Source organism: Chryseolinea serpens, from assembly GCF_900129725.1.
GTDB lineage: Bacteria > Bacteroidota > Bacteroidia > Cytophagales > Cyclobacteriaceae > Chryseolinea > Chryseolinea serpens.
This window is the reverse complement of the sequence record NZ_FQWQ01000003.1, coordinates 802,865-828,687: the sequence shown is the minus strand read 5'-3', so window position 1 is coordinate 828,687 and position 25,823 is coordinate 802,865. Positions and strand designations below refer to the sequence as shown.

General features: G+C 52.6%; 24 protein-coding genes. 14 read left to right on the top strand and 10 right to left on the bottom strand.

The features are described from left to right. Nucleotides 1–20: 20 nt before the first annotated feature. From BUB30_RS23320 to BUB30_RS23300, 5 genes are all read right to left on the bottom strand, one after another. The gene (locus BUB30_RS23320) at nucleotides 21–980 is read right to left on the bottom strand and encodes a Rossmann-fold NAD(P)-binding domain-containing protein (protein WP_073138785.1); all 960 of its coding nucleotides are present in this window, start codon (nucleotides 978–980) and stop codon (nucleotides 21–23) included. After that, nucleotides 977–2,098, bottom strand: coding sequence for an aspartate aminotransferase family protein (locus tag BUB30_RS23315; protein WP_073138782.1), 1,122 nt, complete (start codon nucleotides 2,096–2,098; stop codon nucleotides 977–979). Before BUB30_RS23315 ends, BUB30_RS23320 begins: the two co-directional genes overlap by 4 nt. Before the next feature lie 78 nt (nucleotides 2,099–2,176). Next, on the bottom strand, nucleotides 2,177–3,154 hold the full coding sequence (argC, locus tag BUB30_RS23310) for an N-acetyl-gamma-glutamyl-phosphate reductase (RefSeq protein ID WP_073138779.1): 978 nt from the start codon (nucleotides 3,152–3,154) through the stop codon (nucleotides 2,177–2,179). After that, complete coding sequence (gene argG, locus BUB30_RS23305; protein ID WP_073138777.1) at nucleotides 3,144–4,346, bottom strand: argininosuccinate synthase; 1,203 nt, start codon at nucleotides 4,344–4,346, stop codon at nucleotides 3,144–3,146. Before argG ends, argC begins: the two co-directional genes overlap by 11 nt. Before the next feature lie 52 nt (nucleotides 4,347–4,398). After that, nucleotides 4,399–5,196, bottom strand: a complete 798-nt coding sequence (locus BUB30_RS23300; protein ID WP_073138774.1) for a GNAT family N-acetyltransferase — start codon at nucleotides 5,194–5,196, stop codon at nucleotides 4,399–4,401. A gap of 474 nt (nucleotides 5,197–5,670) precedes the next feature. On the opposite strand from BUB30_RS23300, the gene BUB30_RS23295 reads away from it, so the two are divergent. Then, nucleotides 5,671–6,039: a hypothetical protein gene (locus BUB30_RS23295; RefSeq protein ID WP_073138771.1), complete on the top strand. Its 369-nt coding sequence runs from the start codon at nucleotides 5,671–5,673 to the stop codon at nucleotides 6,037–6,039. Nucleotides 6,040–6,115: 76 nt separating this feature from the next. Here BUB30_RS23295 and porU2 read toward each other — a convergent pair whose 3' ends face one another. Continuing rightward, nucleotides 6,116–11,017, bottom strand: coding sequence for a putative type IX secretion system sortase PorU2 (gene porU2 / locus BUB30_RS23290; RefSeq protein WP_073138768.1), 4,902 nt, complete (start codon nucleotides 11,015–11,017; stop codon nucleotides 6,116–6,118). A 128-nt stretch (nucleotides 11,018–11,145) separates the two neighbouring features. Between porU2 and BUB30_RS23285 the strand changes: the two genes are divergently transcribed. The 8 genes from BUB30_RS23285 (at nucleotide 11,146) to paaA (ending at nucleotide 18,796) form a co-directional block, all read left to right on the top strand. Continuing rightward, complete coding sequence (locus tag BUB30_RS23285) at nucleotides 11,146–11,385, top strand: hypothetical protein (RefSeq protein ID WP_073138765.1); 240 nt, start codon at nucleotides 11,146–11,148, stop codon at nucleotides 11,383–11,385. Nucleotides 11,386–11,458: 73 nt separating this feature from the next. Beyond that, the gene (locus BUB30_RS23280) at nucleotides 11,459–11,794 is read left to right on the top strand and encodes a PadR family transcriptional regulator (protein ID WP_073139667.1); all 336 of its coding nucleotides are present in this window, start codon (nucleotides 11,459–11,461) and stop codon (nucleotides 11,792–11,794) included. Nucleotides 11,795–11,819: 25 nt separating this feature from the next. Then, on the top strand, nucleotides 11,820–14,225 hold the full coding sequence (locus tag BUB30_RS23275) for a PspC domain-containing protein (RefSeq protein ID WP_073138762.1): 2,406 nt from the start codon (nucleotides 11,820–11,822) through the stop codon (nucleotides 14,223–14,225). A gap of 234 nt (nucleotides 14,226–14,459) precedes the next feature. Further along, the gene (locus tag BUB30_RS23270) at nucleotides 14,460–15,047 is read left to right on the top strand and encodes an RNA polymerase sigma factor (RefSeq protein ID WP_073138759.1); all 588 of its coding nucleotides are present in this window, start codon (nucleotides 14,460–14,462) and stop codon (nucleotides 15,045–15,047) included. Next, the gene (locus tag BUB30_RS23265; protein WP_073138757.1) at nucleotides 15,031–15,813 is read left to right on the top strand and encodes a hypothetical protein; all 783 of its coding nucleotides are present in this window, start codon (nucleotides 15,031–15,033) and stop codon (nucleotides 15,811–15,813) included. The genes BUB30_RS23270 and BUB30_RS23265 overlap by 17 nt, the downstream gene beginning before the upstream one ends. A 6-nt stretch (nucleotides 15,814–15,819) precedes the next feature. Continuing rightward, complete coding sequence (locus tag BUB30_RS23260) at nucleotides 15,820–16,827, top strand: hypothetical protein (protein ID WP_143165050.1); 1,008 nt, start codon at nucleotides 15,820–15,822, stop codon at nucleotides 16,825–16,827. Nucleotides 16,828–17,087: 260 nt separating this feature from the next. Continuing rightward, a complete protein-coding gene (locus tag BUB30_RS23255; RefSeq protein ID WP_084138325.1) occupies nucleotides 17,088–17,696 on the top strand; it encodes a TetR/AcrR family transcriptional regulator in 609 nt (202 codons plus the stop codon). Between the two features lie 113 nt (nucleotides 17,697–17,809). Then, nucleotides 17,810–18,796: a 1,2-phenylacetyl-CoA epoxidase subunit PaaA gene (gene paaA, locus BUB30_RS23250; RefSeq protein WP_084138324.1), complete on the top strand. Its 987-nt coding sequence runs from the start codon at nucleotides 17,810–17,812 to the stop codon at nucleotides 18,794–18,796. Nucleotides 18,797–18,799: 3 nt separating this feature from the next. Here the strand turns inward: paaA and BUB30_RS23245 are convergent, their stop codons facing one another. Then, nucleotides 18,800–19,039: a hypothetical protein gene (locus BUB30_RS23245; RefSeq protein WP_073138749.1), complete on the bottom strand. Its 240-nt coding sequence runs from the start codon at nucleotides 19,037–19,039 to the stop codon at nucleotides 18,800–18,802. A gap of 123 nt (nucleotides 19,040–19,162) precedes the next feature. Here BUB30_RS23245 and BUB30_RS23240 point away from each other — a divergent pair, with 123 nt between their 5' ends. The 5 genes from BUB30_RS23240 (at nucleotide 19,163) to BUB30_RS23220 (ending at nucleotide 22,248) form a co-directional block, all read left to right on the top strand. Beyond that, nucleotides 19,163–19,762, top strand: a complete 600-nt coding sequence (locus tag BUB30_RS23240) for a phenylacetic acid degradation b (RefSeq protein WP_073138746.1) — start codon at nucleotides 19,163–19,165, stop codon at nucleotides 19,760–19,762. A 20-nt stretch (nucleotides 19,763–19,782) separates the two neighbouring features. Then, nucleotides 19,783–20,538: a 1,2-phenylacetyl-CoA epoxidase subunit PaaC gene (gene paaC, locus BUB30_RS23235; RefSeq protein ID WP_073138743.1), complete on the top strand. Its 756-nt coding sequence runs from the start codon at nucleotides 19,783–19,785 to the stop codon at nucleotides 20,536–20,538. Nucleotides 20,539–20,577: 39 nt separating this feature from the next. Beyond that, nucleotides 20,578–21,048 (top strand): DinB family protein, encoded by a 471-nt coding sequence (locus tag BUB30_RS23230; protein ID WP_073138740.1) that lies wholly within the window; start codon nucleotides 20,578–20,580, stop codon nucleotides 21,046–21,048. 3 nt (nucleotides 21,049–21,051) lie between these two features. Then, nucleotides 21,052–21,543 (top strand): 1,2-phenylacetyl-CoA epoxidase subunit PaaD, encoded by a 492-nt coding sequence (gene paaD, locus BUB30_RS23225; protein WP_073138738.1) that lies wholly within the window; start codon nucleotides 21,052–21,054, stop codon nucleotides 21,541–21,543. Between the two features lie 99 nt (nucleotides 21,544–21,642). Then, the gene (locus BUB30_RS23220; RefSeq protein ID WP_143165049.1) at nucleotides 21,643–22,248 is read left to right on the top strand and encodes a hypothetical protein; all 606 of its coding nucleotides are present in this window, start codon (nucleotides 21,643–21,645) and stop codon (nucleotides 22,246–22,248) included. Nucleotides 22,249–22,284: 36 nt separating this feature from the next. Here BUB30_RS23220 and BUB30_RS23215 read toward each other — a convergent pair whose 3' ends face one another. The 3 genes from BUB30_RS23215 to BUB30_RS23205 form a co-directional block, all read right to left on the bottom strand. Then, complete coding sequence (locus BUB30_RS23215; RefSeq protein ID WP_178377177.1) at nucleotides 22,285–23,403, bottom strand: OmpA family protein; 1,119 nt, start codon at nucleotides 23,401–23,403, stop codon at nucleotides 22,285–22,287. A gap of 415 nt (nucleotides 23,404–23,818) precedes the next feature. Beyond that, on the bottom strand, nucleotides 23,819–24,922 hold the full coding sequence (locus BUB30_RS23210) for a LysM peptidoglycan-binding domain-containing protein (RefSeq protein WP_073138729.1): 1,104 nt from the start codon (nucleotides 24,920–24,922) through the stop codon (nucleotides 23,819–23,821). Continuing rightward, complete coding sequence (locus tag BUB30_RS23205) at nucleotides 24,915–25,700, bottom strand: DUF4905 domain-containing protein (protein WP_073138726.1); 786 nt, start codon at nucleotides 25,698–25,700, stop codon at nucleotides 24,915–24,917. The genes BUB30_RS23210 and BUB30_RS23205 overlap by 8 nt, the downstream gene beginning before the upstream one ends. Nucleotides 25,701–25,823: the final 123 nt, after the last annotated feature.

Genomic DNA, 25,823 nt, shown 5'->3' with positions numbered 1-25,823 from the left:
CGTTCTATCGACCCGCTAATCTAGTGTTTCTCTTTCAAAATCTCCGACAGCACCGCCTGCGCCGCCCACACGCGGTTTGAGGCTTGTTGCGTCACCACGCTGTTGGGACCGTCCAGGATCTCGTCGCTCAGCTCCACATTTCTGCGCACGGGCAGGCAGTGCATCACCTTTGCGTTGTTGGTGAGGGCCAGCTTTTGGTTGGTCAGCATCCACTGGGGATCGTTGCAATAAATGCGGCCGTAGTCCGTGTAGGTGCTCCAGTTTTTTACGTAAACAAAATCGGCTTGCGCGAGGGCCTCCGATTGGTTGGTGGTGATGGTGGCGCCTTTCGTAAAGCGTTCGTCCAATTCGTAATCTTCCGGGTGGGTGATCACAAAATCCGCCTGACCCCAGGCGTTGATCCACTGCGAGAAGCTGTTGGCCACACATTGCGGCAAGGCCTTCACATGCGGCGCCCAGCTCAACACGATCTTGGGACGGCGCTTCGTGGTATCGAAGTTCTCCATGATGGTGATCACATCCGTCAGGCTCTGCAAAGGATGGAGCGTGGCGCTTTCCAGGCTTACCACCGGTATGCCGGCGTATTTTATAAATTGATTGATGTAGAGCTCGCTGTAGTCATCGACCTTGTTTTGCAACGACGGGAACGTGCGAATGCCCAGCACATCGAAATAGTTTCCCAGGATCGGGGCGGCATCTTTCACGTGCTCCACGGTGTTGCCGCTCATGATGGCCTCGTCTTCAAACTCCAGCGCCCAACCGTCCTGGCCCACATTGAACACGATCGCTTCCATGCCAAGATTTTGTGCCGCCAGTTGCGTGCTGAGGCGTGTGCGCATACTGGGATTCAAAAACAACAACCCCATGCGCTTGCCTGCGCCCAGCGATTTTGCCTTGAAGGGGTTGGCTTTGCATTCCAGGGCTTTCTTTACGAGCCCCGGGATGTCGGGGACATCGGCGGCGGAAATAAAGTTCTTCATGACAGCGCTGCGTTGAGGGCGGTGAGGAAAATATCGATTTCGTTTTTGGCCAGCGCCAACGAAGGCAACAACCGGATGGTGTTGGGCTTCGCTTCGCCGGTGAAAACTTTGTGTTTCGTGAGCAGGTCGTTGCGCACGGATTTCTTTTCTTCGGGAAGATCGAACCCGATCATGAGCCCTCTTCCGCGAACATTTTGGAGAAGCGGGAATTTCTTCAACTCCTGCATACAATAGTCGCCCTGTTTCGAAGCGTTCTCCAATAATTTTTCATTCTCCATCACTTCCAACACGGCCAGCGATGCCGCTGCGGCAAGGTAGTTACCACCAAAAGTGGTACCCAGCATGCCACTCCACGGTTTAATATCGCCCTGGATCAGCACGCCCCCAACAGGGAAACCGTTGCCCATGCCTTTTGCCATGGTGATGAGGTGCGGCTTGATGCCGGCAAACTGGTGCGCAAAGAATTTACCCGTACGGCCATAACCGGACTGGATCTCATCCAGGATCAGCATCGAGCCGTTGGCGCGACACTTCTTATCTAAAAATTGAAGAAACGAATCGTGCGGAAGTTGGATACCGCCAACGCCCTGGATGCCTTCGATGATCACAGCAGCCACTTCGTTGTTCAAGGCTTTCTCAAAAGCAGCTTCATCATTGAACGGAACAAAAACAATGTCGTGCCCCGCGTTGAACGGCGCCACGATCTTCGGATTGTCCGTCGCTGCCACAGCGCCCGAAGTGCGGCCGTGAAAAGCTTTCGTGAAGGCGATGACTTTTTTACGGCCCGTCACAAACGACGCGAGCTTTAATGCGTTCTCGTTGGCTTCGGCGCCAGAATTGCAAAGAAAAAGTTGATAGTCAGGATAGCCCGAAAGCTCACCTAACTTTTCTGCCAGTTTCACCTGCAGCGGGTTCTGCACGCTATTGGAATAAAACGCAATCTGGCTCAATTGATCCGACAATGTTTTCACATAATGCGGATGCGAATGGCCAATGGAAATAACGGCATGGCCACCGTACAGATCGAGATACTTCTCACCTTTATCGTCCCAAAGCCACGAGCCCTGGGCCTTGACAGGCGTAATATTGAATAAGGGATATACGTCAAATAATTTCATGGTTCAAGATTTTGTCGGGAGACACTGCCAGCAGCGTCTTCACGTTGGCTTATGACATTATTACTCAGGAAAACAAGACTAGAAAACGATGCTCTTCAGCTTCAGTCCCGCGGTTTCTTTCAGTCCGCACATCAGGTTCATGTTTTGAACCGCCTGACCCGAAGCGCCCTTCAACAGGTTGTCGATGGCCGTGTGCACCACCAGCTTGTCGCCTTCTTTTTCCAGCGACAGCAAACACTTGTTGGTGTTCACCACTTGTTTCAGGTCGATGGTCTCGTCTGACACGATCGTGAAGGGGTGTCCTGCATAGAACTCCCGATACAGCGCACGAAGCTCTTCCAACGATCGGTCTGCCGCGATGATGGAACTCACAAATATGCCGCGCGTGAAATCACCTCGCCAGGGAACAAAGTTTATCGGCGCTCCAAAACCTGGTTGCAATTGTTGAACCGACCGGCCGATCTCTCGCAGGTGTTGATGCGTCAGGGTTTTGTAAGCAGAGATGTTGTTGGCGCGCCAGGTGAAATGCGTGGTGTCCTGCAGTTTTTGTCCCGCACCGGTCGAGCCGGTAATACCCGTTGCATAGACTTCCTTCAACAAGCCCGCTTTCGCCAAAGGCAAAAGACCCACTTGTACGGCGGTAGCAAAACAACCGGGGTTGGCAATGTTGTCAGCTTTTTGGATAGCGCTCTTATTCAATTCCGGAAGGCCATATACAAATGACCGCGCACCACTTGTTTCTCCCAAACGGAAGTCCTGGCTTAGGTCGATCACTTTAGCCTTAACATCCAGGGGATTCTCTTGCAGGAATTTTTTACTCTCCCCGTGCCCGAGACACAGAAAGATAACATCCGCGCCCGGAACAATCTGATCCGAAAACGTCAGGTCTGTATCGCCCAGCAGATCGGGGTGTACTTCATGCAAGGGGTTGCCAGCATTGCTGCGGCTGTGCACGAAGGTCAGCGTCACGTCGGGGTGGTTCAGCAGCAGGCGAATGGTCTCGCCGCCGGTATAGCCCGCACCCCCTACTATTCCGACTTTCAATTTACTTGCCATCCACGTCTTCTTTAACCTGGTGGAAGATGGCAGCCTGGTTGCCAAAGATCTTGGTAAACCCTTTCACATCGTCGCCCGTCCAGCCCAGGTTCATTTCACCATACTTGCCAAACTTGGACGACATGAGGTCGTAGGCCGACTCGATACCCAGCACCTGGAAGCGGTAGGGATAGAGTTGGATATGCACATCGCCGGTCACATGCTCTTGCGAGCTGGTGAGGAACGCTTCGATGTCACGCATGATGGGGTCGAGGTATTGGCCTTCGTGCAGCCAGTTGCCATAGAATTGCGCCAGCTGATCTTTCCAGCTCAGTTGCCACTTGGTGAGCACGTGTTTCTCCAGGGCATGATGGCCTTTCAGCACCAACATGGGTGCGGCCGCTTCAAATCCCACACGACCTTTGATACCGATGATGGTATCGCCCACGTGGATGTCTCTCCCCACACCGAAAGGTCCGGCGATCTGTTGCAAATATTGGATGGCTTCGGATGGGTGACCAAAAGCCTTGTCGTTCACTTTTGTGAGTTCGCCTTTCACGAACGTGAGCTTCACCGTTTCGGGCGTGGTCTTGGTCACCTGCGTAGGCCACGCTTCCTCGGGCAACATGCCCAGCGATTTCAGCGTCTCTTTTCCACCGACCGATGTTCCCCACAATCCTTTGTTGATGGAGTACATGGCCTTCTCAAAGTTCATGCTCACCCCTTTCGATTTCAGGAAAGCGATCTCTTCCTCGCGTGACAATTTCAGTTCGCGGATGGGTGTGATGATCTCGATGCCGGGCACGAGAATGTTCAGGATCATATCAAAACGCACCTGGTCGTTGCCTGCACCCGTGCTGCCGTGCGCCACAGCGTCGGCTTTCAATTCCTTGGCATAGATGGCCACGGCCAACGCCTGCGACATGCGCTCGGCGCTAACGCTCAACGGATAGGTATTATTTTTTAAGGCATTACCATAGATGAGGTAACGGATCACCTTATCGTAGTAGTTCTTTGTTTCGTCTACAGTCTTATGAGAAGCCACGCCCAGATTTTTGGCGCGGGTCTCGATCTCTTGGATCTCTGTTGCATCAAAGCCGCCGGTGTTGACGGTGATGGTATGAACTTCATAACCTTTTTCTTCGCCCAGGTACTTTACGCAGTAGGAAGTGTCTAATCCTCCGCTGAATGCTAATACGACTTTCTTTTTCATGTCTATTGTTTATGCTTCAACCGTTCCGGCGCAGGCCGGCGATCGAACGCTATTACCAAAAAAATATGCTCAAGAGGGATCTCTTTTTATCGGGCGTGTCGCCGTTGTCGTCGTCCTTGCGTTTTGCTTTCAAGAGGACGAATTGCTTGAAACGCACCCACCGGTCGAACAACGTGAGGTTGCCCTTGAAGTGGCGGTGACGGTGGTGCACCAACTCGCCTTCGGACGAAATGGTGGTGGAGACGTCCTTCTTTTCTTCGGCTTCCTTGGCGGCGCGCGCGGCTTCGGCGGCTTTCACTTTTTCCTCGGCTTCGGCCGGATCGAACAGCATGGCGGTGCACATACAGTTCTTTCTGCCCTTGCTCATCAGGATCTCATAGTTCACACAGCTTTTGCAGCCCTTCCAGAATTCCTCATCCGATGTCAGCTCCGAATAGGTAACAGGTTCATAGCCGAGGTCGGAGTTGATCTTCATCACGGCCAAGCCGGTGGTGAGTCCGAAAATTTTGGACGTGGGATACATCTCCCGCGAAAGCTTGAAGATGCGTTTCTTGATGTCGGTGGCCACGCCGGTCTTGCGGAAAGCCGGCGCTACGATAAGTCCCGAGTTGGCCACGTACTTGCCGTGCTCCCAGGCCTCGATGTAGCAAAAGCCCACCCAGGTGCCGTCGGTGGTCACGGCGATCACGGCCTTGCCTTCGTCCATCTTCTTTTCGATGTAGGCGGGCGAACGCTTGGCGATACCGGTGCCCCGCGCTTTGGCTGATTCCTCCATCTCGGTGGTGATGGTCTCAGCGTAATGTTTGTCGCCGGCTGTTGCCAGTCGGACGATGAGATTATGTTTTTCCAATGTATTTTAAAATTATAACCTTGATGAAACATCCGTGCCAAAAGCACAAAAGGCGCAATGTCCTGGACACCACGCTTTCTTAACAAAAAAGATTTGTAATGGAGGTATCAGATACGCACAAAGCGTGTCGGTCGAGGTCGCCTGGTCACCGTGCAGGCAATAGTCAAGAACTGAACCGTTCTCTGGGAATGGTACGCAGCGATAGCTGCTGATAGGATGGTGAACAATGTTTTCAATTTCTTCCTTAGCGTTTAATAGTTGAACGTCAGATAAAAATCATTCAGTTTAATTTTAGTTGTCATTCAAGAATGCAAAATTAAACGATAAAGTTTGGTAAAAGATAACCTTTAGATTAAAAGACTGTAATTTTTTTTGTTTTGCTAACGAAAGTTAGTACTGATCTTTTACTTCAGGATCGTTGCGGTTCTTTCTTCAGAATGGGTTACCTTTGCGCATCGTTTACGATTAGCTGTTATGGTAAGAAAGAAAATTGTGATCACCAGCATTTTTGCAGGGCTTATTGTTTGCCTGGCCGCGATTTTCCGGCCGGTGCCCGCCGCCTCACCCGAAAACACCCTCAAGAGCCACGGAACGGTCGAGACTGTGTTTGAGACAGGCGAAAATGATCTCGTTTTCAAGCTCAAAGGCGACGACCGCATCTATTACCTCAACCAAGGCCTGGAAAACGGCCTCACCCTCGCTGAATTACGGGAGGACCTCTCCGGACAAGCCGTCGAGATCTACTACGTGAAATACTGGACTCCCATCGATCCCCTCAGCAAACTGAAACACATTGCCAAAGTGGACGTGAACCGGACCACGCTTTACTCCGAAATCAAATAACAAACGTTTTTTTGCTGCGATGGCCCGGAATCTCTTGGGCATCTGTTAAAATGATCAACTCTCGTTCCTCCGGGAACTACCGAAGCAACACGACTTTGCCCTGCCGGGTAACCATTTTTCCCTCGACGGAAAGCATCATCTTGAAGATATAGACCCCGTTGGGAAGAGGGCTGCCGTTGGCACTGCCATCCCACCCAATCTCATTTTTGCCACTGTGGAAAGTGGGGAAATCCTCCGTTTCGAAGGTCGCCACCTGCTGGCCGTTTACGTTCGTGATCTCGAGGGCGGCTTGGTCGGGCAGCAAGTCGCCGGTGATGACCACCCCAAAGTAAACCTGGTAGCCGAAGGGGTTGGGATAGGGCGGCGTCACGGTGAGGGTGTTCTGATTCTTCACCACGAAGGTGATCACATAGGGCTCGATGCCACTCTTATTTCCCCGAGCATCCGCTCCCTCCACCTGCAATGTGTAAGTACCATCCGCTAATGATTTCGGGTTGAATTCTACCCGGAAGGGTGAAGAGGCCGTGGCCGGATACCACTTCGCGGTCTCACTGCCCAGCGATATTTGAGTGGCCGGGCAGGATTCCTGGTCACAGGGATAGGTAAGGAAAATACGCACGCCCACCGTGTCGGTCTTCAACACCAGCGGGTCCTCATCCCAAACCTTCACCACGATGGCGGGATTGGGCGAAACAAAATCGCCGTTCTCCAGGTGACGACCGTCGACGATCACGTCGAGCACCGGGTTGAGCTGGTCGACATGCACGTTCAGGTGGGCCGCCAGTTGCAGGATGTTGTTGTCATAATACTGCTCAGGCACCACGCGTGGGTTGACATAGACATCGATGTCGTTCAATCCTCCCTTTTGGGTGGTGTTCACCCGTACCGAAAACGCAGTGGTGTCGCCAGGCGCCGGGGCTTTGATCTTGATGTGCTCGTTCTGCGACGTCCGCGAGGTTTGGTTGAAGATGTCGTAGGCCACCGTCAGGGAATCTTTGAAGGTCTTGTTGCTGATGTTCACAAAACCGTAGTCCCCTTGCCAGGAGTCGCCTTCATTCAGCTTTTCCTGTTCCGCTTTGCCGTGATATACCAGGATGCCTTCGGGAACCGGCGTATAGGCCACAACCCAGTTCTTCAATTGGGCGGCGGTGAGTTGGGTGTCGTCCCCGGTCTTGTATATGATCTTGAGATAGGGGTAGTCGTTCGCAGAGATCGCGGTCAGATCCTGGTTGCCGGCAACGTCGGCCATCAGCGTTTGTTCGGCACCATTCAGTTTCACGCCGACGATGTCGAAGCTCACCACATCGGTCGCCCCCACTTCGCGGCTGCGGGTGCTGAATGAGGCCCAGGCCGCTGCGGGACCGATAAGACCTGAACTCATCGTGCCGGATGAATAGCCGCCGGTGATGGTCTGATTAACGTTCAACACATCGGTGGTCGGCGTGGGATTTGTGCTTCGAAAGATCTTTGCCGTTCCCGGGGCACTCCCTTTGCGACCAAAAATGATCAGCGGTTCACCCGCGACAACCTGGTCCCAAAAAGCTGCGTCGATACCCAACTCCGCCAGTTTCGTTTTCGCTGCAGCGGGCCAGGACGCTACCCCGGGATTGCCATAGCTGAACAAGAGCACCGAGTCGCCGGCGTGGACGTTGTCTACATACTGAAGGATGTCATCGTTGTTGCCCGTCACCATCTGCGTAGCCTGGAAACTATTGATCACCCAAGGCTCGCGACCACAGGCCCGGCCGTTGCGATCATACCACTTGAAGGGAACGCCGATATACGGTGTGGTCGATTTACGGTCGAAAGCGATAAGGTTGATGGTGTTCCCGCCACAATAAAATCCCTGGCGGGTCAGGTTATATTCCGCGCCGGAAATTTTCACACTCAACGTGGTCCAATTCGGACTGGCACTGCCATAGACCGTCAGCGACACGGGCGTAACCGTCTCGAGGAATTCAAATCTGCCAGGAGGAATATCTTTCGACAGACCCACCGCCTCATTATATAAGTATTGCGGAAAGTCTACCTGGGCCCATCCCTCGGGACCGTCTTTGATATACGTAAACGAACTCGATGTCCACTCCACACTTTCGCCAGGCTTGGGATCGGCCAGTTTGGTCCGCCAATAATATACCAGGGTGTCGGCGTCAAGCATCGCTATGTCCTGGCGGGCCAGGACCTGTCCCTTTAGCTTGAACTGTTTTTTATACTCGCTGTCGAAGGTATAGGCCGTGTCGATCTCCAACAAGAAATCGCGCTCGGCCGACAACAGGTCGGTCGACTGAAAAGATACACTGACCTGCCCGGTGTTCACAATGGCATAGGCCGAAGGATATAAGTTCTTCGTGCCGTTGGAGGGAATGAACAAGGTTTTGCCGGCGACGTTATTCTCTTCATTCAACTCGGGCAAGATGTGATCGGGATCGAGCGTGACCCGGAAGGTATTGTTCCCAAATCCTTCTTCCCTGCCTTTGCGGACCACAAACGTCAGCGTGTCGCTGTATTTCGTGGCAGGGATCAACGAATCGTAGGTGATGGTGGAGTTGTCGTTCAACGTGCGCACCACTTCAATGCGGATGGTGTTCTCCTTGGCCTGGCCAAAATTCCTGACGATCATCTTGATCGCAAAGGAATCCGAGAGCGCGGTGATGGGCTGTCCATCAAAAGATTCAAAGGAAAGATGGTTGTCGTTGATTTCCAGGTCGGCCTTGCGTGGGCCAAACAGTTTTACCGCGGGGTCGCCCAACAAGATCATCTGCTGCACCTGGGTGATGTTGGCCGGGGAAATAAAGGCATCGGCCATATAGCGCTTCGCGGTCTCCCGCTGGATATCGCCAATGCCTTGCCGGATGTAGGTGGAATCGCCATACCCAACTTGGTAGAGTGTCTCTGAATATTTTTTCAAGAGCTCCACAAAGCCAAAGGAACTGTGACCGATGAACCCGGTAGCCCCCTTGTCGCGGGCCAGCACCCAATCTTCTCCAAACAGGGTGTAGTTCACAAAGAATGAACCGGCATTACAGCCATTCATAAGCAGGATCGGATACTTTCCTTTGTTTTTATATCCCAGCACCGGGTCCGTTACATAGCCGACATCAAAATCCAGCGTACTCACCGACGAGTGCCCGAAAAACGTGACCAGGCTCAAGCCCGCATTCACTTGTTCGGCAATGTTCACGTGCTGGATCTCCTTGGAGTATTTCGCTAACGCAGCCACCTTGGCTCCGTAGTGATACCCCTCGGCGATGGTCTGAAATCCTTTCAAGTACGATTGGAACAACTGCGGTTCACCCTCTTCGATCCCACCGCTCAGGTGAAGGATGTTCTTGCGCCAGAGGTCGTCGAACGGAGTGGCTTCCATTTCTTTTACTTTGTCCAGGTAGGCCGCAACATCGTCGGGCTTGAGGGCGGGTATGCGTCCCGTGGCGACGGCAGGGTCATACGTCGTCCCTCCCAATCCAGCCGTGTAGGCCGCATCGGATGCCGGAACGCCCGAAGAAGGAATGAGGTCGCGGAATCCACCCAGGCCGTTGGGGTTGCGGAAGTAACGGTAGTATACATCAAGCCCCTTCCCTACCAGCAATAAATACTTCGGCATCTTCACGCTGGCCAGGTAGGTCATGAAATTGAAGATAGCCGTGGGAGAAGGCTCGCCATAGTTAAACTGATCATACACCTGCTGCACATTGACCAACAGCGTGTCATAGCTGCCCCCTTCCGGGGAAGCCCGGTAGGCGGCAAAGGCCTTGACCGGATCGCTATACCCGGCCGCCGCCTGCCGGAGCAGCGCGTGACTGATCATAATATAGTCATGCTGCGCCGGGTTGATGGGACGGAAACTAACCGGCTTGATAGACGGCGTCAGGACATTGGCCGTGCTGTATATTTTTCTTTCTGTATCCGTCGCGGACACTACGGCGTTTAGGGTCGTGGAAAATGTGGTGCCGATGCTGGAAACGGTGTTGGGATCGGTGACGTCGAACAACCGGAGCCCAGCTGCATTTTGGATCTCGATGTAGGACTTGCCCGTAGGATCTGCGGGCAAGATAAAGGTCTTCTCACTGGCCGACGCTGCATCTGTTTTTTGAGGGTACCGGAGTTTGACATAGACCGTGCTAAACCGATCAGGCTGTCCGCCAATGCCAATGGCCTTCAGCGTCACCGTTACGGTCCCCGAGCCGGGGATAAACGACCAGTCCATCGCCTGGCTTATGGTGTAGGTGCCAAAGCCGGTGAATTGAAAGGAGGTGAGGAATTGATTGTTGATGTAGACCTCACCCGAATGTTGCATGGGTCCCCTGCCCACCACCTCGATTTCCGCCACGGGCGCGCCGCCCGCCGGATAGGTCTGCAGGACATTGTTCAGGGTATAGGTGATCTGTTGGTTTTCATAGACCGGCTCGCCCATCCATCCTTCGCCCACGTCGTAGAAAGAGTTTTGAATGTCGCCAAACTCTGTGCCCAGCGAATAGCTGGTGGTGAGCACCATCAGTTTCTCGTCGTAGTGAAACGCCGCGGTGGGCAAGGCACCGGGGGCCTCGGAAAAGTTATTCATCCGCTTTCCCGATGTGCCGGCTACCGTGAGGAAATAGCACGTGGTGTCGCTATAAAGATTATAGTATTTGTTGACCTGGGCCGTGATGGGCTTGTACAGCCCGGCGTCTTGTGTGCCGTCGTTTCGCTGGCCATAGAATTCTATGAAATCGGCCGCATCGAACTGGGCGTCGCCTTGCCCTTCCACATAAATGGCCTGCTCCACACCGCGGTGATAAAGCTTGATCCGGGAGGGGTCTACGGCTCCCACGGGAAATCCTGCTGCTTGCAGGTCGGAGTACGTGAGCCTATAAATGCCTTCTTTGGCGACGGGAATTTTGAAATAGGGCTGGTTAAAATCGATCCACTCATTACCTACCTGCGAATAGGCTGATGAAGCCGCGAAAAGCCAGAAAAAAACAGCCAGGTACGAAGATCTCATCAGCAAACGAACAGCCCTCATGGTGTATACCAAACGAAATGCGAAAGTAATCAAAAAGCAGGAGACGCCTGGGCTCTCTGGCAACGTGACGTGCCGCACTCCCGCATGGCAATTGCTATATCACGGCTATGTCGACGACCGTGATGGAAAACAAATCGCAAAAATCCCTGCTGGATGCACGCCTGCGCGGTTATCGCAGCGATTTGACAAAAATTGTGGGGCTGGATGGCCTTCAGATCTTACAAATTTTGAACACAGCACTGTCCACATGTGAACATAATCGGGCTTTTTTGAAGGCGAATGGTTCACAGACTAAAAACATAAACCTCTTTTTTAGCACAAAAAAGGCACTTTTCACAAAATTTTAAACTTTTCAAAAGGTACTTGGTCATACATAGTACTTTTGCGTATAAAGAATTAGAAGAACTAAATAAGGGCGGTATGAATCTCGAAAACACGCAAGTACAAATGAGGAAGGGAATATTGGAATACTGCATCCTCCACATAATTTCGCGGGGCGAAGTTTACGCTTCAGATATGTTGGATGAATTGACGTCAGCAAAGATCATCGTCGTGGAGGGCACGCTGTATCCCCTTCTTACCCGGCTGAAGAACGCCGGGCTGCTGGAGTATAAATGGGTGGAGTCCAAATCCGGGCCTCCGCGCAAGTACTATAAGCTCACCGACAAGGGAAGCAAATTCCTGGGAAGCCTTACGGCAACCTGGGACGACCTTGTCCATTCTACCCAAATGATCACCTCCAGACCCATAGCTTAATCCCCTAACGAGACTTACAGAGTTTATGAAAAAAAATATAAGCATCAACATCAGCGGTATAATCTTTCATATTGAAGAGGATGGTTATGATACGCTCCGGAAATACCTGGACTCCATTAACAAGTATTTCGCCACCTTCGAGGACAGCAGCGAGATCCTGGCCGACATCGAAAGCCGCGTCGCAGAGATCTTCCTGTCCAAGCTCAACGAGGGCAAGCAGGTGATCACGGCCGAGGATGTGAGCGCGCTGGTGGCTACCATGGGTAGTGTTAGCGATTTCAAAGCGGCTGAGGAAACGGATGGTGCACCCGAACCGGAGCGCCGTCAATCCACGCAGAATTCCCAAAGGGCTGAAACCGAGACCAACACTTCTTCCGGTGGAAGCGGCGCGGGCACGGGTGCAGGCAGAGCTTTCCGGCCCTCCCAGCAATTATTGCGCGACCAAAAGCGAAAAATATTGGGCGGTGTCTGCTCGGGTATCGGCAACTACTTCAGTATAGATCCGGTGTGGATCAGGCTTTTCTTTGGCTTGCTGGCCTTTGCCTATGGCCTCACCATCTTGGTCTACATCGTGATGTGGATCGTGGTGCCTGGGTCGTATGAACTGGAAGAGACCGACATGGGCAAAAAGATGTTCCGCGACCCCGAGCGCAAAGTGATCGGCGGTGTGTCGGGCGGTGTGGCTGCCTATTTTGGAATGGACATCGTGGCGGTGCGGTTGTTGTTCGTGCTGTTCACCATCTTCTTCGGTGTGGGATTCCTGATCTACATCATCATGTGGATTGCCCTGCCGGAGGCAAAAAGTCTTACTGACCGCATGGAGATGCAAGGCGAGCCGGTGACGCTGTCGAACATCGAGTCTAACATTAAAAAAAATCTCGGTGACACGGGCACTGGCAAGCAAGAAAACCTGGCCACCAAGATCCTGTTGTTTCCCTTTCGATTGATCGGCTTGTTGCTGAGCGTCCTGGGCAAGATCCTGGTGCCGCTGGTGGAGGTGTTGAGAGTTGCCATCGGTATCGTGGTGATCCTGGTGGGGCTGAGCTTTATGCTGACCGCCATCATTTGCGGCGGCATCCTGATCGGGTTGTTCTCCGTCTCTGCCTTCTCGTGGGTGAACCAGGCCGAGATGAGCTTGCCCCTGCAGGCCTTCACCAACAGCTTCTCGGGATGGATCGTTTTTGCGGCCTTCCTGGCGCTGGTCATCCCCGCCTCTTTTGTTACCTTGTTGGGATCGTCCATCATTGCCAAGAAATATGTTTTCGGTCCCACGGTGGGCTGGACCATGTTTGTCTTGTTCTTTGTGAGCATCGCCATGCTGAGCGTAGGCATTCCCAAGATCGTTTATTCCTTTAAGGAGGAAGGCGAATACAAGGTAGAAGACACCTATAAGATCAACGGCAAGACTGCGGTCCTCAAGATCAATGAAGTGGGCATGGACGACTACCACGCCGTTAACCTGACCTTGAAAGGATATGAAGGCCCCGGTCTGAAGCTGGTACAAAATTTCAAGGCCCAGGGCACCACCAAGCAACAAGCCATTGAAAACGCACACATGGCCGACTATCATGTCAATGTGCAGGACTCGGTGCTGACGTTCGACTCCAATATCCAATTTGGCAAGGACGCGCTCTTCCGGGTACAACGACTGGACATGACCTTATATATCCCGTATAACTTTCCGTTCATCATGGACGAACATTCCAGCCGTTTCATCAGCCAATATGTTGACGATGACAAACGGGACGGCAACACCTGGACGATGACCGACAAAGGATTGGTGTGTGTGACGTGCCCTAAATCGGAAGAAGAAAAGAATTCGATCGCCGACGAATTTGGCCTGCGCGATTTTGAAGAGTTGGAAATCAGCGGCGTATTCGATGTGCACATCAAGCCCGGCGAGGACTATGCCGTGGAATTGATCGGCTCGGAGTCGGAGAAAAACAAGTACAAGATTTTCCGCTCCGGCGAAACGCTGGTGATCCACTACGAGAACAAAAAGAAGTTCAAATGGAACACCGACATGACCAACATGGACGAGATCCGCATCAACATCACCATGCCCAGGCTTGAAAAAATTGAAGCGGAGGGCGCCGGCAAATTGCGGTTCGAAAACTTTACCATGGACAACCTGGATATCGAAGTGCGTGGCCCGGTGAAAGTGCATGGTGAATTGGATGCTCACAACCTGGTGATCCACATGACCGGCGCATCGGAAGTCGAGCTTTCCGGCCGGGCGACCAACCTGGATGCCGAACTGCAGTTTGCCTCCAAACTGCGGGCCTACAACCTGGAGGTCCAAGATGCCATGGTGGACGCCAACGGCGCCTCCTCGGCCAAGGTGAACGTGAGCGGCAGCCTCGAAATGGAAGAAGGGATGGCCAGCGACATCGACTACCGGGGCAATCCTAACGTTATAAAGAAAGACTAAAGACTAATCCCAAACCCTGTTGTTATGATCATTTTTATCCTTTTCCTGCTCGTGTACCTGGCTAGCCTGGTACTTTAGTAAACGCTATTTTTGTACCGGCGCCTTAACCGTTTCGCATCGATCCGGGTTAAGGCGCTGAGGTATTTTACGGGGTTTTGGCCCGGAAAACAATTTTTCCGGCGTCGCGCAACCCCGGCCCCGATCGCTGCATCTTAGATGCTGGAAACCCTTTAAATGCAATTCAAAATTTACCGGGCAAAAGAAGACGAACTGATCAAAGGATGCCTTCGGCGCGATCGCAACGCGCAGAAGCTGCTCTATGACACCTATTCGTCAAAAATGTATGGCCTCTGCTATCGCTACGTGAAAGACGTGATGGAAGCGGAAGACATCCTGGTGACGGCATTTATGAAGGTTTTTGACAAGATAGCGCAGTTCAAGAGCGAAGGCAGCTTTGAGGGGTGGATCCGTCGGATCGTGGTGAACGAGGCGCTCACCTATCTGCGCCGCCACCGCTCGATGTACCTGGAAACCGAGCTGGAACAGGCCGACCGTGAACCGGACTACAACAGCCTGAGCGACCACCTGGAAGCCGAAGACCTCCTGAAAATGATCCAGGAGCTCCCCACCGGCTATCGCATCGTCTTCAACTTATACGCTATCGACGGCTACTCCCACAAAGAGATCGCCGAACAATTGGGCATCAGCGAAAACACGTCCAAGTCGCAGCTGAGCCGCGCACGGACCTATTTGCAAAAAGTATTACAGGATAAAGATTGGGTGGAGAACAAAAAATTAAGCAGCGATGAATCAGCAACCTGACAAATTCTTCCGCGACAAGCTGGAGAACTACCAACAACCGGCCCCTCCGCGGGCCTGGGACAAGATCGAAGCAGAACTTGAAAAAAAAACACATAAAGGATTATGGTGGAAAATAGCGGCGTCCCTCCTGTTGACCGCCCTGGTGAGCTATACCCTTTGGATGGGAATGAACAAATCAGACGTCAACCAAACGGCCACTACCGCTGAACCGAAAACTCAAAAGCCCGTTCAGAAAGAGACCTCTCCGACAACAACAACCGAATCGGCTACACCGGCGATCTCGCCTCAAGTGAAAAAAGATCCGGCGTCTTCAGGTGTTGCGCTCGAATCAAAAAGAAATCACGCGGTCACTGGCACACCTAAAAAAGAACTTCCGCGTCAGGCAGAAAAGAAAGAAGCACCGGCGTCCACCGACGTCATCCCCAACGAACCGGCGTATACCAATGACGTTGTAAACAGCGTGGCCATGGAGACCTCAACACCACAGGCTTCTGCACCGGCTGTTGCCGAAACAACTGCGCCTGCAAACGCTGCTCCGAAAAAGATCATGATCACCATCACGGCAGCAGAGTCGGAAAAATATTTGGATAAAGTTGCTTTGGCTGAAGCAACCTCTGAAGAAAAGAAGCCATCTACGTTTCAGAAGCTGTTGAAGAAAGCAGACGACCTGACAAACAATCAGGATCCGTTCGGCGGTCTGCGGCAGCGGAAAAATGAAATTCTCGCGCTGAATTTTAAGAATGAAAAACGTGGACAAAACAAGTAAAAACACATGGACAAGAAAATACTTTTAACGCTACTGCTAGGCGCCGCAGCTACCTTCGGCATGGCCCAGCAAAAAAGCGACACGGTGATCGTCGAGCTGGGAAAGACCAGCCGCGTCATCTTCACAGTAAAAGACCGCAAGGATCTGGATATCTTAAAGCACTACGACTTCCAGCAACTCTTCCAGGACATCCTGGTGAAAATTGAAAAAAGCGATTCCACATCGCTCGCGAAAAACGATTCCACAAACACCAACGCCGTAGCGACCGCCGAACCGACAACAGAAAATTGGAGCAGCAGTTCAAGCAGCAACGACAATGATGATGACGACGACGATCACGACGACTGGAAAGTGAATGTACATGAACGCGGCTGGGGTCGCACATGGCAATCGTTCAACTTCGACCTGGGAACCAACAACTACCTGCACAATGGCAAGTTCCCCGACGCCGACAACGCGCTGTATTCGGTTCGCCCCTGGGGATCGTGGTATGTGGCCCTCTCCTCGATACAACGCACGCGGCTGGGCAAGAAATTTTTCATGGAATGGGGCATGGGCGTGAGCTGGTACAACTTCAAATTCCAGAACGACAAGGTGCTCATTCAGAAAGACGACATCGGTGTTCATTTTGTGGAAGACCCGCGCGAGTTGAACTTCACCAAAAGCAAACTCACAGCGTCCTACGTCATGGCCTCACTGGTGCCCATCATCGACTTCGGCGATCACAGCCGCAAGTCGCGCATCTGGGAAGGCTACGACAACTCGTTCCGCATCGGTCTTGGCCCCTACGTTGGCTATCGCATCGGCAGCCACTCCAAGCAAGTCTATCACGACGACGGCAAGCAAAAGGACAAGAACCACGACAGCTTCTACCTGAACAGCGTCCGCTACGGCGCCCGCCTCCAGATCGGCTACCGTGCCACCGACTTGTTCCTCAACTACGATCTGAACGAGTTATTCTCCGCAGGCAAAGGACCCGCACTGAATGCCTTCAGCTTCGGAGTTATATTTTAGAATAAGTCGTCAGTATTCAGTAGCCAGTAGCCAGTAGTTAGTAGCGAGCATTAATTTCTAACTACTGGCTACTGAATACTGGCTACTAAAGGACTCAGTCCCTTTGAAACTCCCCAGGTGATAAATCGCCTGGGGATTTTTTTTCCACTAACGATTGTTTGTGTTTTATGAAGGTGAACAATCCCGAATGTGATGGGTTAATATCATTTTGAGATTTCACGCTCATTAACAGATTAAATTTTTTAACTTTAAGTTATTTAATGAGTATGTCAGACGCCATCGCCAATCTTTCAAGGAAGGAACAAGTCATCCGGAAGGCTGCAGAGCTCTTCAAAGACAAGGGGTATGCCGCCGCCTCCATGCGCGATCTTGCCCAGTTGTTGGGCATAGAGGCAGCCAGCCTTTATTCACACATTAAATCCAAAGAAGAAATTCTCCGCAGCCTTTGCTTTGATATGGCCGCTGAATTCAGGAAATCACTGGAAGAGGTGGAGAAGCAAAATGTGCCCGCCAGCGAAAAGCTGCGCAACGGCATCATTGGCCACATCCAGGTGATGGCCAAAGATCTTACCGCCTCGGCCGTCTTCATGAACGAGCATCGCCACCTCAGCGAGCCCTACTTACGCGACTTCTTATTGCTCCGCATCAACTATATCAACCGGTTCAAGACCATTTTCGAAGAAGGGGTCCGCACCGGTGAATTCAAGAGCACCATCGACAAGAAACTGGCCGTGATGACCCTGTTCTCGTCCCTCAACTGGATGCCCATGTGGTATGATCCGGACTCCTCCATCGACCCCCAGGCCCTGGGCGACCAGTTGGCCGACATGCTGGTGAATGGCTTGAAGGCAACTTCGACCGCCGGCTAACAATCGTTTGGTTCAAACGTTTTAATGTTGTAAAATCGCTGCTATTACCGGGGTCACGGATTTGACCGGGTAATGTCTACGAACGGTTTTTCTATGTTTAAACGTCAAAAACTATGTACGGTGGGGGAAATACTTTTGAGGGGATAGCATCCGACAGCCTGGCCACTGAGGACCCCGAAAAGCTCGCCGCTTTCGAGGCCCGCATTGCACGGGGCGAAAAAATAGAGCCTGCCGACTGGATGCCGCAACTCTACCGCAAGCAGCTCATCCGCATGATCGAGCAGCATGCCCACAGCGAGATCATCGGAGCCCTGCCCGAAGGCACGTGGATCACCCGCGCCCCCGGGTTTAAGCGCAAACTGGCGCTCATGGCCAAGGTGCAGGACGAAGTGGGCCATGCCCAACTGCTCTACAGCGCCGCCGAGACCCTGGGCAAGACCCGCGAGCAAATGATCCAGGACCTCATTTCGGGCAAATCCAAATATTCCAACATCTTCAACTACCCGGCCTTTACCTGGGCCGACGCCTGCTTCATTTCCTGGCTTGTCGACGCCGGGGCCATTGTGAACCAGTTGGCCAACGTTAAGGGCAGCTACGGCCCCTATTGCCGCGCCCTGGACCGGATTTGCGCCGAGGAATCATTCCACCTCAAATACGGCCACCACTGCGTGATCTACCTCGCCGCCGGCACCCCCAAACAGCGGGAAATGTTCCAGGAAGCCATCAACCGCTGGTGGGCTCCCATGATGCATTTCTTTGGCCCGGCCGACAAGATTTCGGCCCACACCCAGGTGCTCATGAACTGGAAAGTGAAAATGGCCACCAACGACGACACGCGAAACCAGTTCCTAGACATGTATGTACCCAAGATCTGGGAATTGGGATTTACCATCCCCGACCCGGCGCTGCGAAAAAATACAGAAACCGGCCGGTGGGAATACACCGAACCCGACTGGGAGGAATTCAAACGCGTGATCAACGGCGATGGGCCGTGCAACAAGGAGCGATTGGAAGTACGGAGAGTGGCAGAAACTCGTGGAAGATGGGTGCGGGAAGCCTTGCGATCGGCGACGATGAAATATGTAGAACCCTTGGTGTGAGGCTTAATTGTTTCGCGAGAACGGGCCGGCCAGCAGCAAAATCTCTTTCCAAACGGCAGTGAACGCTTCGTAGGGCGATTCGAAACAGCTCTTCAAATAAATGAGGCTGCTACTGTCTTCAGGGAGTTCGTTGTTGATCCACTTCCAGATATCATCGGCCAGCAACAGCAATTCGTTGGAGTGATATTTCGGATAGTAGCGATAAAGCAAATCCAAAGCCCAAAGAAAGTCCAGGTATTTCATACGCGCACGGGTGGTAGCATGAAAGGTAACACCAATTGCAGGCGTAAAGTTTTAAAAATACACGAGCGGAAAACCCTGAAGGATGATCCGGCATGAAACTTAAAAAAATAATGTATCCGTAATATGAAATCCCTTGATCCACGCGTAGAACGATTGCCTATTCCCGCCGCTGTGGGAGCGCCCTCACCCTTGGATCAATTCGGAACGTTCGAAGTTTTTGTGCAACCCAAAGAAGGCAAACCGTTTCAGCACGAAGGCGCCGTGCATGCACCGAATCTGGAAATGGCGTTTGTGTTGGCCAAGGAAACGTTTACGCGGCGCTTCACATGCGTGTCGCTCTATGTGGTGGAAACAGACAACGTCTTTGTTTCGGCGGTGACGGAAGGAAATCAAAATGTGTACGACGTGCTGCCTGACGCAAAAAACGGTAATGGAAAAGAAGAATCGTTTGAAATCTATCACCTGCTGAAACGCGGCAAGCAGCCGGTGCACGTGGGAACGGTGCAGGCGACCGATGCTGCGCGCGCCATGCTGCGCGCCCGCGAGCGCTTCAACAGCGGCGCCGTCGTGTTCAATGTGTGGGCGGTGCGCACTAGTGACATCCGGTTTACTTCCCCCGACGAAAACGATTTTTGGCAGACCCTTCCGGAAAAAAAATTCCGCGACGCCGGTGACTATAAAGGCGGCGACAAACTGAAAGAATTTCTAGAACGCTCAAAATAGATTTGTATTCCCCGAAGCTTATGAACACACCGGCACTGACCGAACTACTTTTTAAAATGGCCGACGATCAACTCATCCTCGGCCACCGGAATTCCGAATGGACGGGCTTTGGGCCGTTGCTGGAAGAAGACATTGCGTTTTCCTCGATGGCGCAAGACAAGGTGGGCCACAGCCAGGCCTTGTACGAACTGTTACACAGCCTGGGCCAGCCCGCTCCGGATGAAGTGGCCTTTCTGCGGCCGGCCGGCCAGTTTCACAATTGCATCTTTGTGGAGCTTCCCAACGGCGAATACGACTTTAGCCTGATCCGTCACTTTTTATACGACACGGCCGAATCTATCCGGTTCGAGCTGTTGCGAAAATCCTCCTTTGAGCCCCTGGCACAACTGGCGCACAAAATCCACGGCGAGCTACGTTACCACACCCTGCATGCCAACACGTGGATAAAACAATTGGGCACTGCAACCGAAGAAAGCATTTCCCGTTTGCAACATTCACTGGCGTTTGCTCTGCCCTATGCGTTGGGCATCTTTGAACGATCGCCGTTTGAAAAAGAATTGGCTGCCGACGGCATCTTCGAAGGCGAGGACGTGTTGCAGGAACGCTGGAGGGCGAAAGTGGAGGAAGTCATTTCTCAAACCGATCTGACGCTGCCGGCATGGAACACGATCGCGCCGGTTTTGGGTGGGCGCCAGGGAAAACACAGCGAACACCTCACCCCGCTGCTGGATGAAATGGGCGAAGTGTTCCGCATCGACCCCACGGCCTCCTGGTGAAGTATCGCGCGAAAGCGCTAAAAATTATAGTAAAGGGACATGAAACATACGATCGATGAACTGCGCCGCCTGGTGATCGAATACACCGCGAAGATCAGCGCCTTGCCGGAACCGGAATTTTCCGCAAAGCCTCTGCCACACAAGTGGAGCAAGAAAGAAGTGCTCGGCCACCTGATCGATTCGGCTCAAAATAATTTACGCCGTTTTATTTGCGGGCAGTACGAACCGTTCCCACCCCACATTGTTTATCACCAGGACTTCTGGGTCTATGCCAACGCCTATGGCCACGCACCCAAAGACGACGTGATCCAACTCTGGCGATTGACCAACGAGCGCATCTGCGAAATACTGCACACGATGCCACCCGAAAATTATGCCCGCACCTGCAACACCAGCAAGGACGATGTTCAACTGCGCACGCTGGAGTGGCTGGCCGATGACTATGTGAAGCACATGAAGCATCACCTGAACCAAATCATCCCCGGTTCGTTTGACATTGTTTACAAATAAAAAATGAAACCTTCTCCGATAACTTCGCGTGATGTGTACACCTGGCTCGAGGCCGTGAAAGACCCGGAGATCCCCGTGTTGTCGCTGGTCGATCTCGGGGTAATTACGGACGTGGTGGTGGAGAACAACAGCGTGGATATTGAAATGACGCCAACGTTTGTAGGCTGCCCTGCATTGGAGATCATGAAGCAGGAAATAACCGAAACATTGCTGCAGCGGGGCATGAAGGAAGTGCGCATCGTGGTCAACTTTCGCGACCCGTGGTCGTCGGACAAGATCTCGGAAAAAGGACGGCGCGCGCTGAAGGAATTTGGGCTTGCGCCACCCATGGCAGCGAAAGTTTTTACCGATCTGGACGTGCTGGAGCATGTGTCCTGTCCGCGGTGTGAGGGGACAAATACGACACTGAAAAGTGTCTTTGGCCCAACCTTGTGCCGGTCCATTCACTACTGTTTTGACTGCCAGGAGTCGTTTGAACAGTTTAAGCCCCTTTAAAATCAGAAAAAACCATACATATATTACAAATCACCCGAAACGCAAATAACATTTCATTTCTTTGCCACGTATTTGACCAACAGGAGCCAAACGTAAATCATGAGAACTGTCCTTCCCATCCTTTTAATTTCCTGTTGCGGAATAGCGTTGATGAACTGCGGGGAAAAAAAGGCCGATGGCCCCACCACCACCTTCACAAAGATCGATTCCCTGACCGACCGCTACCTGTCCTTACAAGACAGTATGTTGCAGTCGTGGAATATGATGATCAACGACGACAACCAGAAGCTCAAAGCCATGCACAACCTGCTGCACGAGCTCATTGTTTCCACCCCCGACAAACGCGACGTGCTGAGCGGCTACGAAGAACAACTGAGCCAGCTTTACCGATTGCGATACACGCAAAAATCCATGGGCAATGCCGACGTGGTGGAAGAATATGATTTTGCCTCGACATCGCTCATCAACGAGCTGATCACTCTCACCGAATCCAAAAGCGAATTCACCTACAACACCACCCTGCAAAAATTGGTGGACGATATCCAACAAGCCGACCAGCGGGTGAACAACTACCGCGAAGAATACGACTTTATCGCCAGCCACTACAACCAATTCCTCACGCGGAACAAGCCCGATCTGAGAGAGATCGCACACAGCGATTCGCTGGAGATGAAGCCGCTGTTCCAGATGGTGTCAGTCGAATAAATTTTCTTGATTAGGCTCGTGTTCGTGCGGGCTTCGTCATTCCACAAATCGCGCTTCTACCCTCCTATTCAGCTGGCGGGCTTCTTCAGTGGATGCAGCTACCAGCGGTTTGCTTTTTCCATAACTAAAAATTCGGATCCGCGAAGGCGCGATGCCCTGTGACGTGCAGTAGGCGGCTACTGTCTGGGCGCGCTTGAACGAGAGTTCTTTGTTGTAGCGGTCGCCCCCCACATCGTCGGTGTGGCCCGAAAACTGGACGTTGGTGTCGGGATGTGTTTCGAGCCATCCCACCAACTGGTCAAGCTCTTCAAACGATGAGCGGAGGAGTTTGTAGCTATCGAATTCGAATTGGATGTTTCGCAGCACATAGTCCTTGTCCCACTCCACCTCGCCCGCCAAAAACACGGGAGCACTGGGCGGCTCCACAGGCATTGCGTTATGCGGGATCACCTGCACATCGTCGATGTAGTAATAAGCGCTGTGGGCCAGCATGGCTTCTTGTATGGGCTGAAATTGAATTTTGTAGAAACGCGTGTCTTCATCGGAAGAGAAATTGCCGATGAGCAAATATTTCTCCCCTCCCCTGGCCCGGTACTCCATCGAGGCCTGTTCCCAATAGCCCGTCCGCAAAGTCAAAGCAGAATCCTGGACGATGGCAAGCGTGGGTTCGAGCTTCAACACTTTGTCGTGCCGTAGCGTCGCCGTGGTGTCCGCCAGGTGCAGGCCGATGCGGTCGATGGCATACATTGAATAAGAAGACAATTTATAGCGAAACTCGATGTGGTAGAGCGAGTCTTTCGCGAGGGGTGTCGTGAGGCGGCATTGGAGGTATTCGCGGTAGCTCTTGCCGTTGTCGGACCAGGCATAGACGCCTGTATAGCCTTGTCCCTCGTAGGCTTCGGCAACCCCTGCCCAATTGTAGGGCACGCCGGCTTCGCCGCGGCTGCAGGCATGAAAATGGTCGGGGGTGCCGGCGGAGGCACTGTGCCAGCCGGGGATTTTGAAGTCCGCTTTATCATGCGTGTAGCTGCCGGGACAGTGATCGTAGTCTTCAAAACCGCCGTTGGGCACCAGGTTCTGGGCGGCGAGAGGGGTCACGGTCAACAGGGCGGTGAACGTTGTGAAGAGGAGTTCAGAACGCAGCGCAAGCTTCATGGTGGTGCAAGGTTTATCATCCGCGAGCAGAGGCGGAATCATTCCATTTCCTAAAGCAAAAAAAGGAAAAATATTGTCCCGGCTGACGAAAATGTTGGGCGGGAGCACCGGGAGCCGCCTGCCGCCGTTGTTGGTGTTCTTCACCAACAACATTGGGGGGCGAGCACCAATAAATGCAGGGTACGCCCATGGACGGCTTATGTATTCTTGACTAAGGACAATACCCGTGGCCCGATGAGTTGTTGGTGAAGAACACCAACAACATTGGGTGGCGAGCACTAATAAATGCAGGGTACGCCCATGGACGGCTATGTATTCTTGACTAAGGACAATACCCGAGGCCCGATGAGTTGTTGGTGAAGAACACCAACAACGGCGAAGGAACACCAACAACGGCGAGGCAACGGCGATGGGGTTACTTATAATACGTCACCTCTACGCGAAAGCGCGGGTCGATGGCGCCGAGACGGTCGTAGGCTGATTTGGAAACCTTGATGACCAGCTTGTCGGTGAGGGCCGTCTCGGGCAATTTGCCCATGACCCGCACAAAGACTTCGCGGTTGTTCATTTCATTTTTCACTTTCAGGATGGTGCCCACGGGAGCGGTGCGGTGCAAGGCCAGGTATTTCCGGTTGCCATCGGTGCCTTCGATCAACTCGGCCAACCCGCTTTGCACGATCTCGTCGGTGTTCTTCACCGATTCGGAAATGGTAATGTTGGCGGGTTCTTTGACAGGGGTGGATTTAGGCGGGGTTGAAACAACAGGGTCCCTCTTTACCGTCTCAGTCTTTACTGTCTCAGTTTCTTTTTTTACGCCCGTCTCATCCTTTTTTATATCCGTCGGCGGAGGGATCACTGCCGTTTGAACTTGTGTTTGGGTTTGCGCCTGTGCGGGAGCTGCTACCAGCAGTTCCTGGCCGATGCTGATCTCGTTTCCTTCCAGCTTGTTCCAATCCTTGAGTTGCTGCACGGTGATGCCATACTGCTTCGAGATGGAGAACATGGTTTCCTTGGCCGCTACGAGGTGAACACCCTTCTTGGGGCCAACGACTGGAGGCGTGGTAGATGCATGCGTTTCAGATTGTGTTGCAGCGGTGGTGTGGCCGTTTTTCTTGACGATGATCTCCTGGCCGATGGAAAGGTTGTTGTCGGTGAGGTTGTTCCATTGTTTGATCTCGTCTACGGTGACGCCGTATTGCTTGGAGATAGAAAACATGGTTTCCTTGGCCGCCACGGTGTGTGTGGTGGTGGTGCCGTCAGCCTTCTTGGCCGTGGTGCGGGGTGTATAGGGGATTCGCAGCACCTTGCCAATCTCGAGCCCGGCGTCGACACCGGGGTTGTTTTGGATGATGGATTCGACCGTGGCGCCGTAGCGTCGGGAGATGCCGTAAAGGGTTTCTTTTTCGTCTACCTGGTGGAGCACGAAGATCTTGCCGTTGACGGTCTCTGTTCCGATAGAATCCTGCTGCACATGCGGATGAAAAAATGAGACACCCGCCAATATCAATTCATTAATCATAGATCTTGTAACTATCCAACTCTCTTGTATTCTTCACGAAAAATACGCAACCTGAAAGGATGAAAAAAGTATCCAGACCGATTCCTTTCCGCTGTTCGTCTAATTTTTCTTTCAACAACACGTCGCCTTCCGCGGAAAGCACCAACAAATAATTCGCCAATTCTTCTTCCCGGAGATAAAAGGAAATAAAAATCAAGGAACCATGCTCCAGATACTCCAACGCCACCACAGGAGATAAATTGAATTTCTCCTCCAAAAATGTTTTCACCGTGGCAAAGTGCGGGTTCTCCTCCAGGTATTGATACGGCCTCCGGATCGCCGAAGATACACGCGTCTGGACCGCCTGCGCGGGATCAACAGCCTGGCCCGTGGCCGCATCCAGCACCACCTCCCGGTGACCATACTTGGAGGCGATGCCCCGCACGTACGCCCCCGACACTTCCGTCAAAGAGAGATCATTGTTCCACCAGAGGATCTTCTGTTCGGTGAGATGATAGGCCAACACGCCCTTGCGGTCGGGATTCTGCGTTTCCAGGTATAACGTAAACAGCACCACATCGCCGGTCACGCCCGCCAGGTTGATCCACCAAGGCTCATCGAAAGTGACGTCGCGCCAGAGGAATTGGCCTGTCTGGCAATGACATGCGGAGAACGTAACCTGCTTTTTCTCGTGGTTACGCACCTCGGCAATGAGCACGTCGTGTTTTTCGGAGGCGAGCAGGTTCCAGACGGTGCCGTCAAAAACATGCGAAAAGTTGTGTTCTATGCTACGCCCCAACCGGTTTAATCTTAATTTTATGCAAATTAAAACAGGAATCCGACAACTATCGGAATCCGACACGATAGTTTATCGAGCCGATACTTTACCGGAGCCGATAGCTATCGGCTTAAAGTCCTGCAC

Coding starts and splice junctions, on each gene's coding strand:
- BUB30_RS23320 (WP_073138785.1), bottom strand. CDS start 980: ATGAAGAACTTTATTTCCGCCGCCGATGTCCCCGACATCCCGGGGCTC.
- BUB30_RS23315 (WP_073138782.1), bottom strand. CDS start 2,098: ATGAAATTATTTGACGTATATCCCTTATTCAATATTACGCCTGTCAAG.
- argC (WP_073138779.1), bottom strand. CDS start 3,154: ATGGCAAGTAAATTGAAAGTCGGAATAGTAGGGGGTGCGGGCTATACC.
- argG (WP_073138777.1), bottom strand. CDS start 4,346: ATGAAAAAGAAAGTCGTATTAGCATTCAGCGGAGGATTAGACACTTCC.
- BUB30_RS23295 (WP_073138771.1), top strand. CDS start 5,671: ATGGTAAGAAAGAAAATTGTGATCACCAGCATTTTTGCAGGGCTTATT.
- porU2 (WP_073138768.1), bottom strand. CDS start 11,017: ATGAGATCTTCGTACCTGGCTGTTTTTTTCTGGCTTTTCGCGGCTTCA.
- BUB30_RS23285 (WP_073138765.1), top strand. CDS start 11,146: ATGTCGACGACCGTGATGGAAAACAAATCGCAAAAATCCCTGCTGGAT.
- BUB30_RS23280 (WP_073139667.1), top strand. CDS start 11,459: ATGAATCTCGAAAACACGCAAGTACAAATGAGGAAGGGAATATTGGAA.
- BUB30_RS23275 (WP_073138762.1), top strand. CDS start 11,820: ATGAAAAAAAATATAAGCATCAACATCAGCGGTATAATCTTTCATATT.
- BUB30_RS23270 (WP_073138759.1), top strand. CDS start 14,460: ATGCAATTCAAAATTTACCGGGCAAAAGAAGACGAACTGATCAAAGGA.
- BUB30_RS23265 (WP_073138757.1), top strand. CDS start 15,031: ATGAATCAGCAACCTGACAAATTCTTCCGCGACAAGCTGGAGAACTAC.
- BUB30_RS23260 (WP_143165050.1), top strand. CDS start 15,820: ATGGACAAGAAAATACTTTTAACGCTACTGCTAGGCGCCGCAGCTACC.
- BUB30_RS23255 (WP_084138325.1), top strand. CDS start 17,088: ATGAGTATGTCAGACGCCATCGCCAATCTTTCAAGGAAGGAACAAGTC.
- paaA (WP_084138324.1), top strand. CDS start 17,810: ATGTACGGTGGGGGAAATACTTTTGAGGGGATAGCATCCGACAGCCTG.
- BUB30_RS23245 (WP_073138749.1), bottom strand. CDS start 19,039: ATGAAATACCTGGACTTTCTTTGGGCTTTGGATTTGCTTTATCGCTAC.
- BUB30_RS23240 (WP_073138746.1), top strand. CDS start 19,163: ATGAAATCCCTTGATCCACGCGTAGAACGATTGCCTATTCCCGCCGCT.
- paaC (WP_073138743.1), top strand. CDS start 19,783: ATGAACACACCGGCACTGACCGAACTACTTTTTAAAATGGCCGACGAT.
- BUB30_RS23230 (WP_073138740.1), top strand. CDS start 20,578: ATGAAACATACGATCGATGAACTGCGCCGCCTGGTGATCGAATACACC.
- paaD (WP_073138738.1), top strand. CDS start 21,052: ATGAAACCTTCTCCGATAACTTCGCGTGATGTGTACACCTGGCTCGAG.
- BUB30_RS23220 (WP_143165049.1), top strand. CDS start 21,643: ATGAGAACTGTCCTTCCCATCCTTTTAATTTCCTGTTGCGGAATAGCG.
- BUB30_RS23215 (WP_178377177.1), bottom strand. CDS start 23,403: ATGAAGCTTGCGCTGCGTTCTGAACTCCTCTTCACAACGTTCACCGCC.
- BUB30_RS23210 (WP_073138729.1), bottom strand. CDS start 24,922: ATGATTAATGAATTGATATTGGCGGGTGTCTCATTTTTTCATCCGCAT.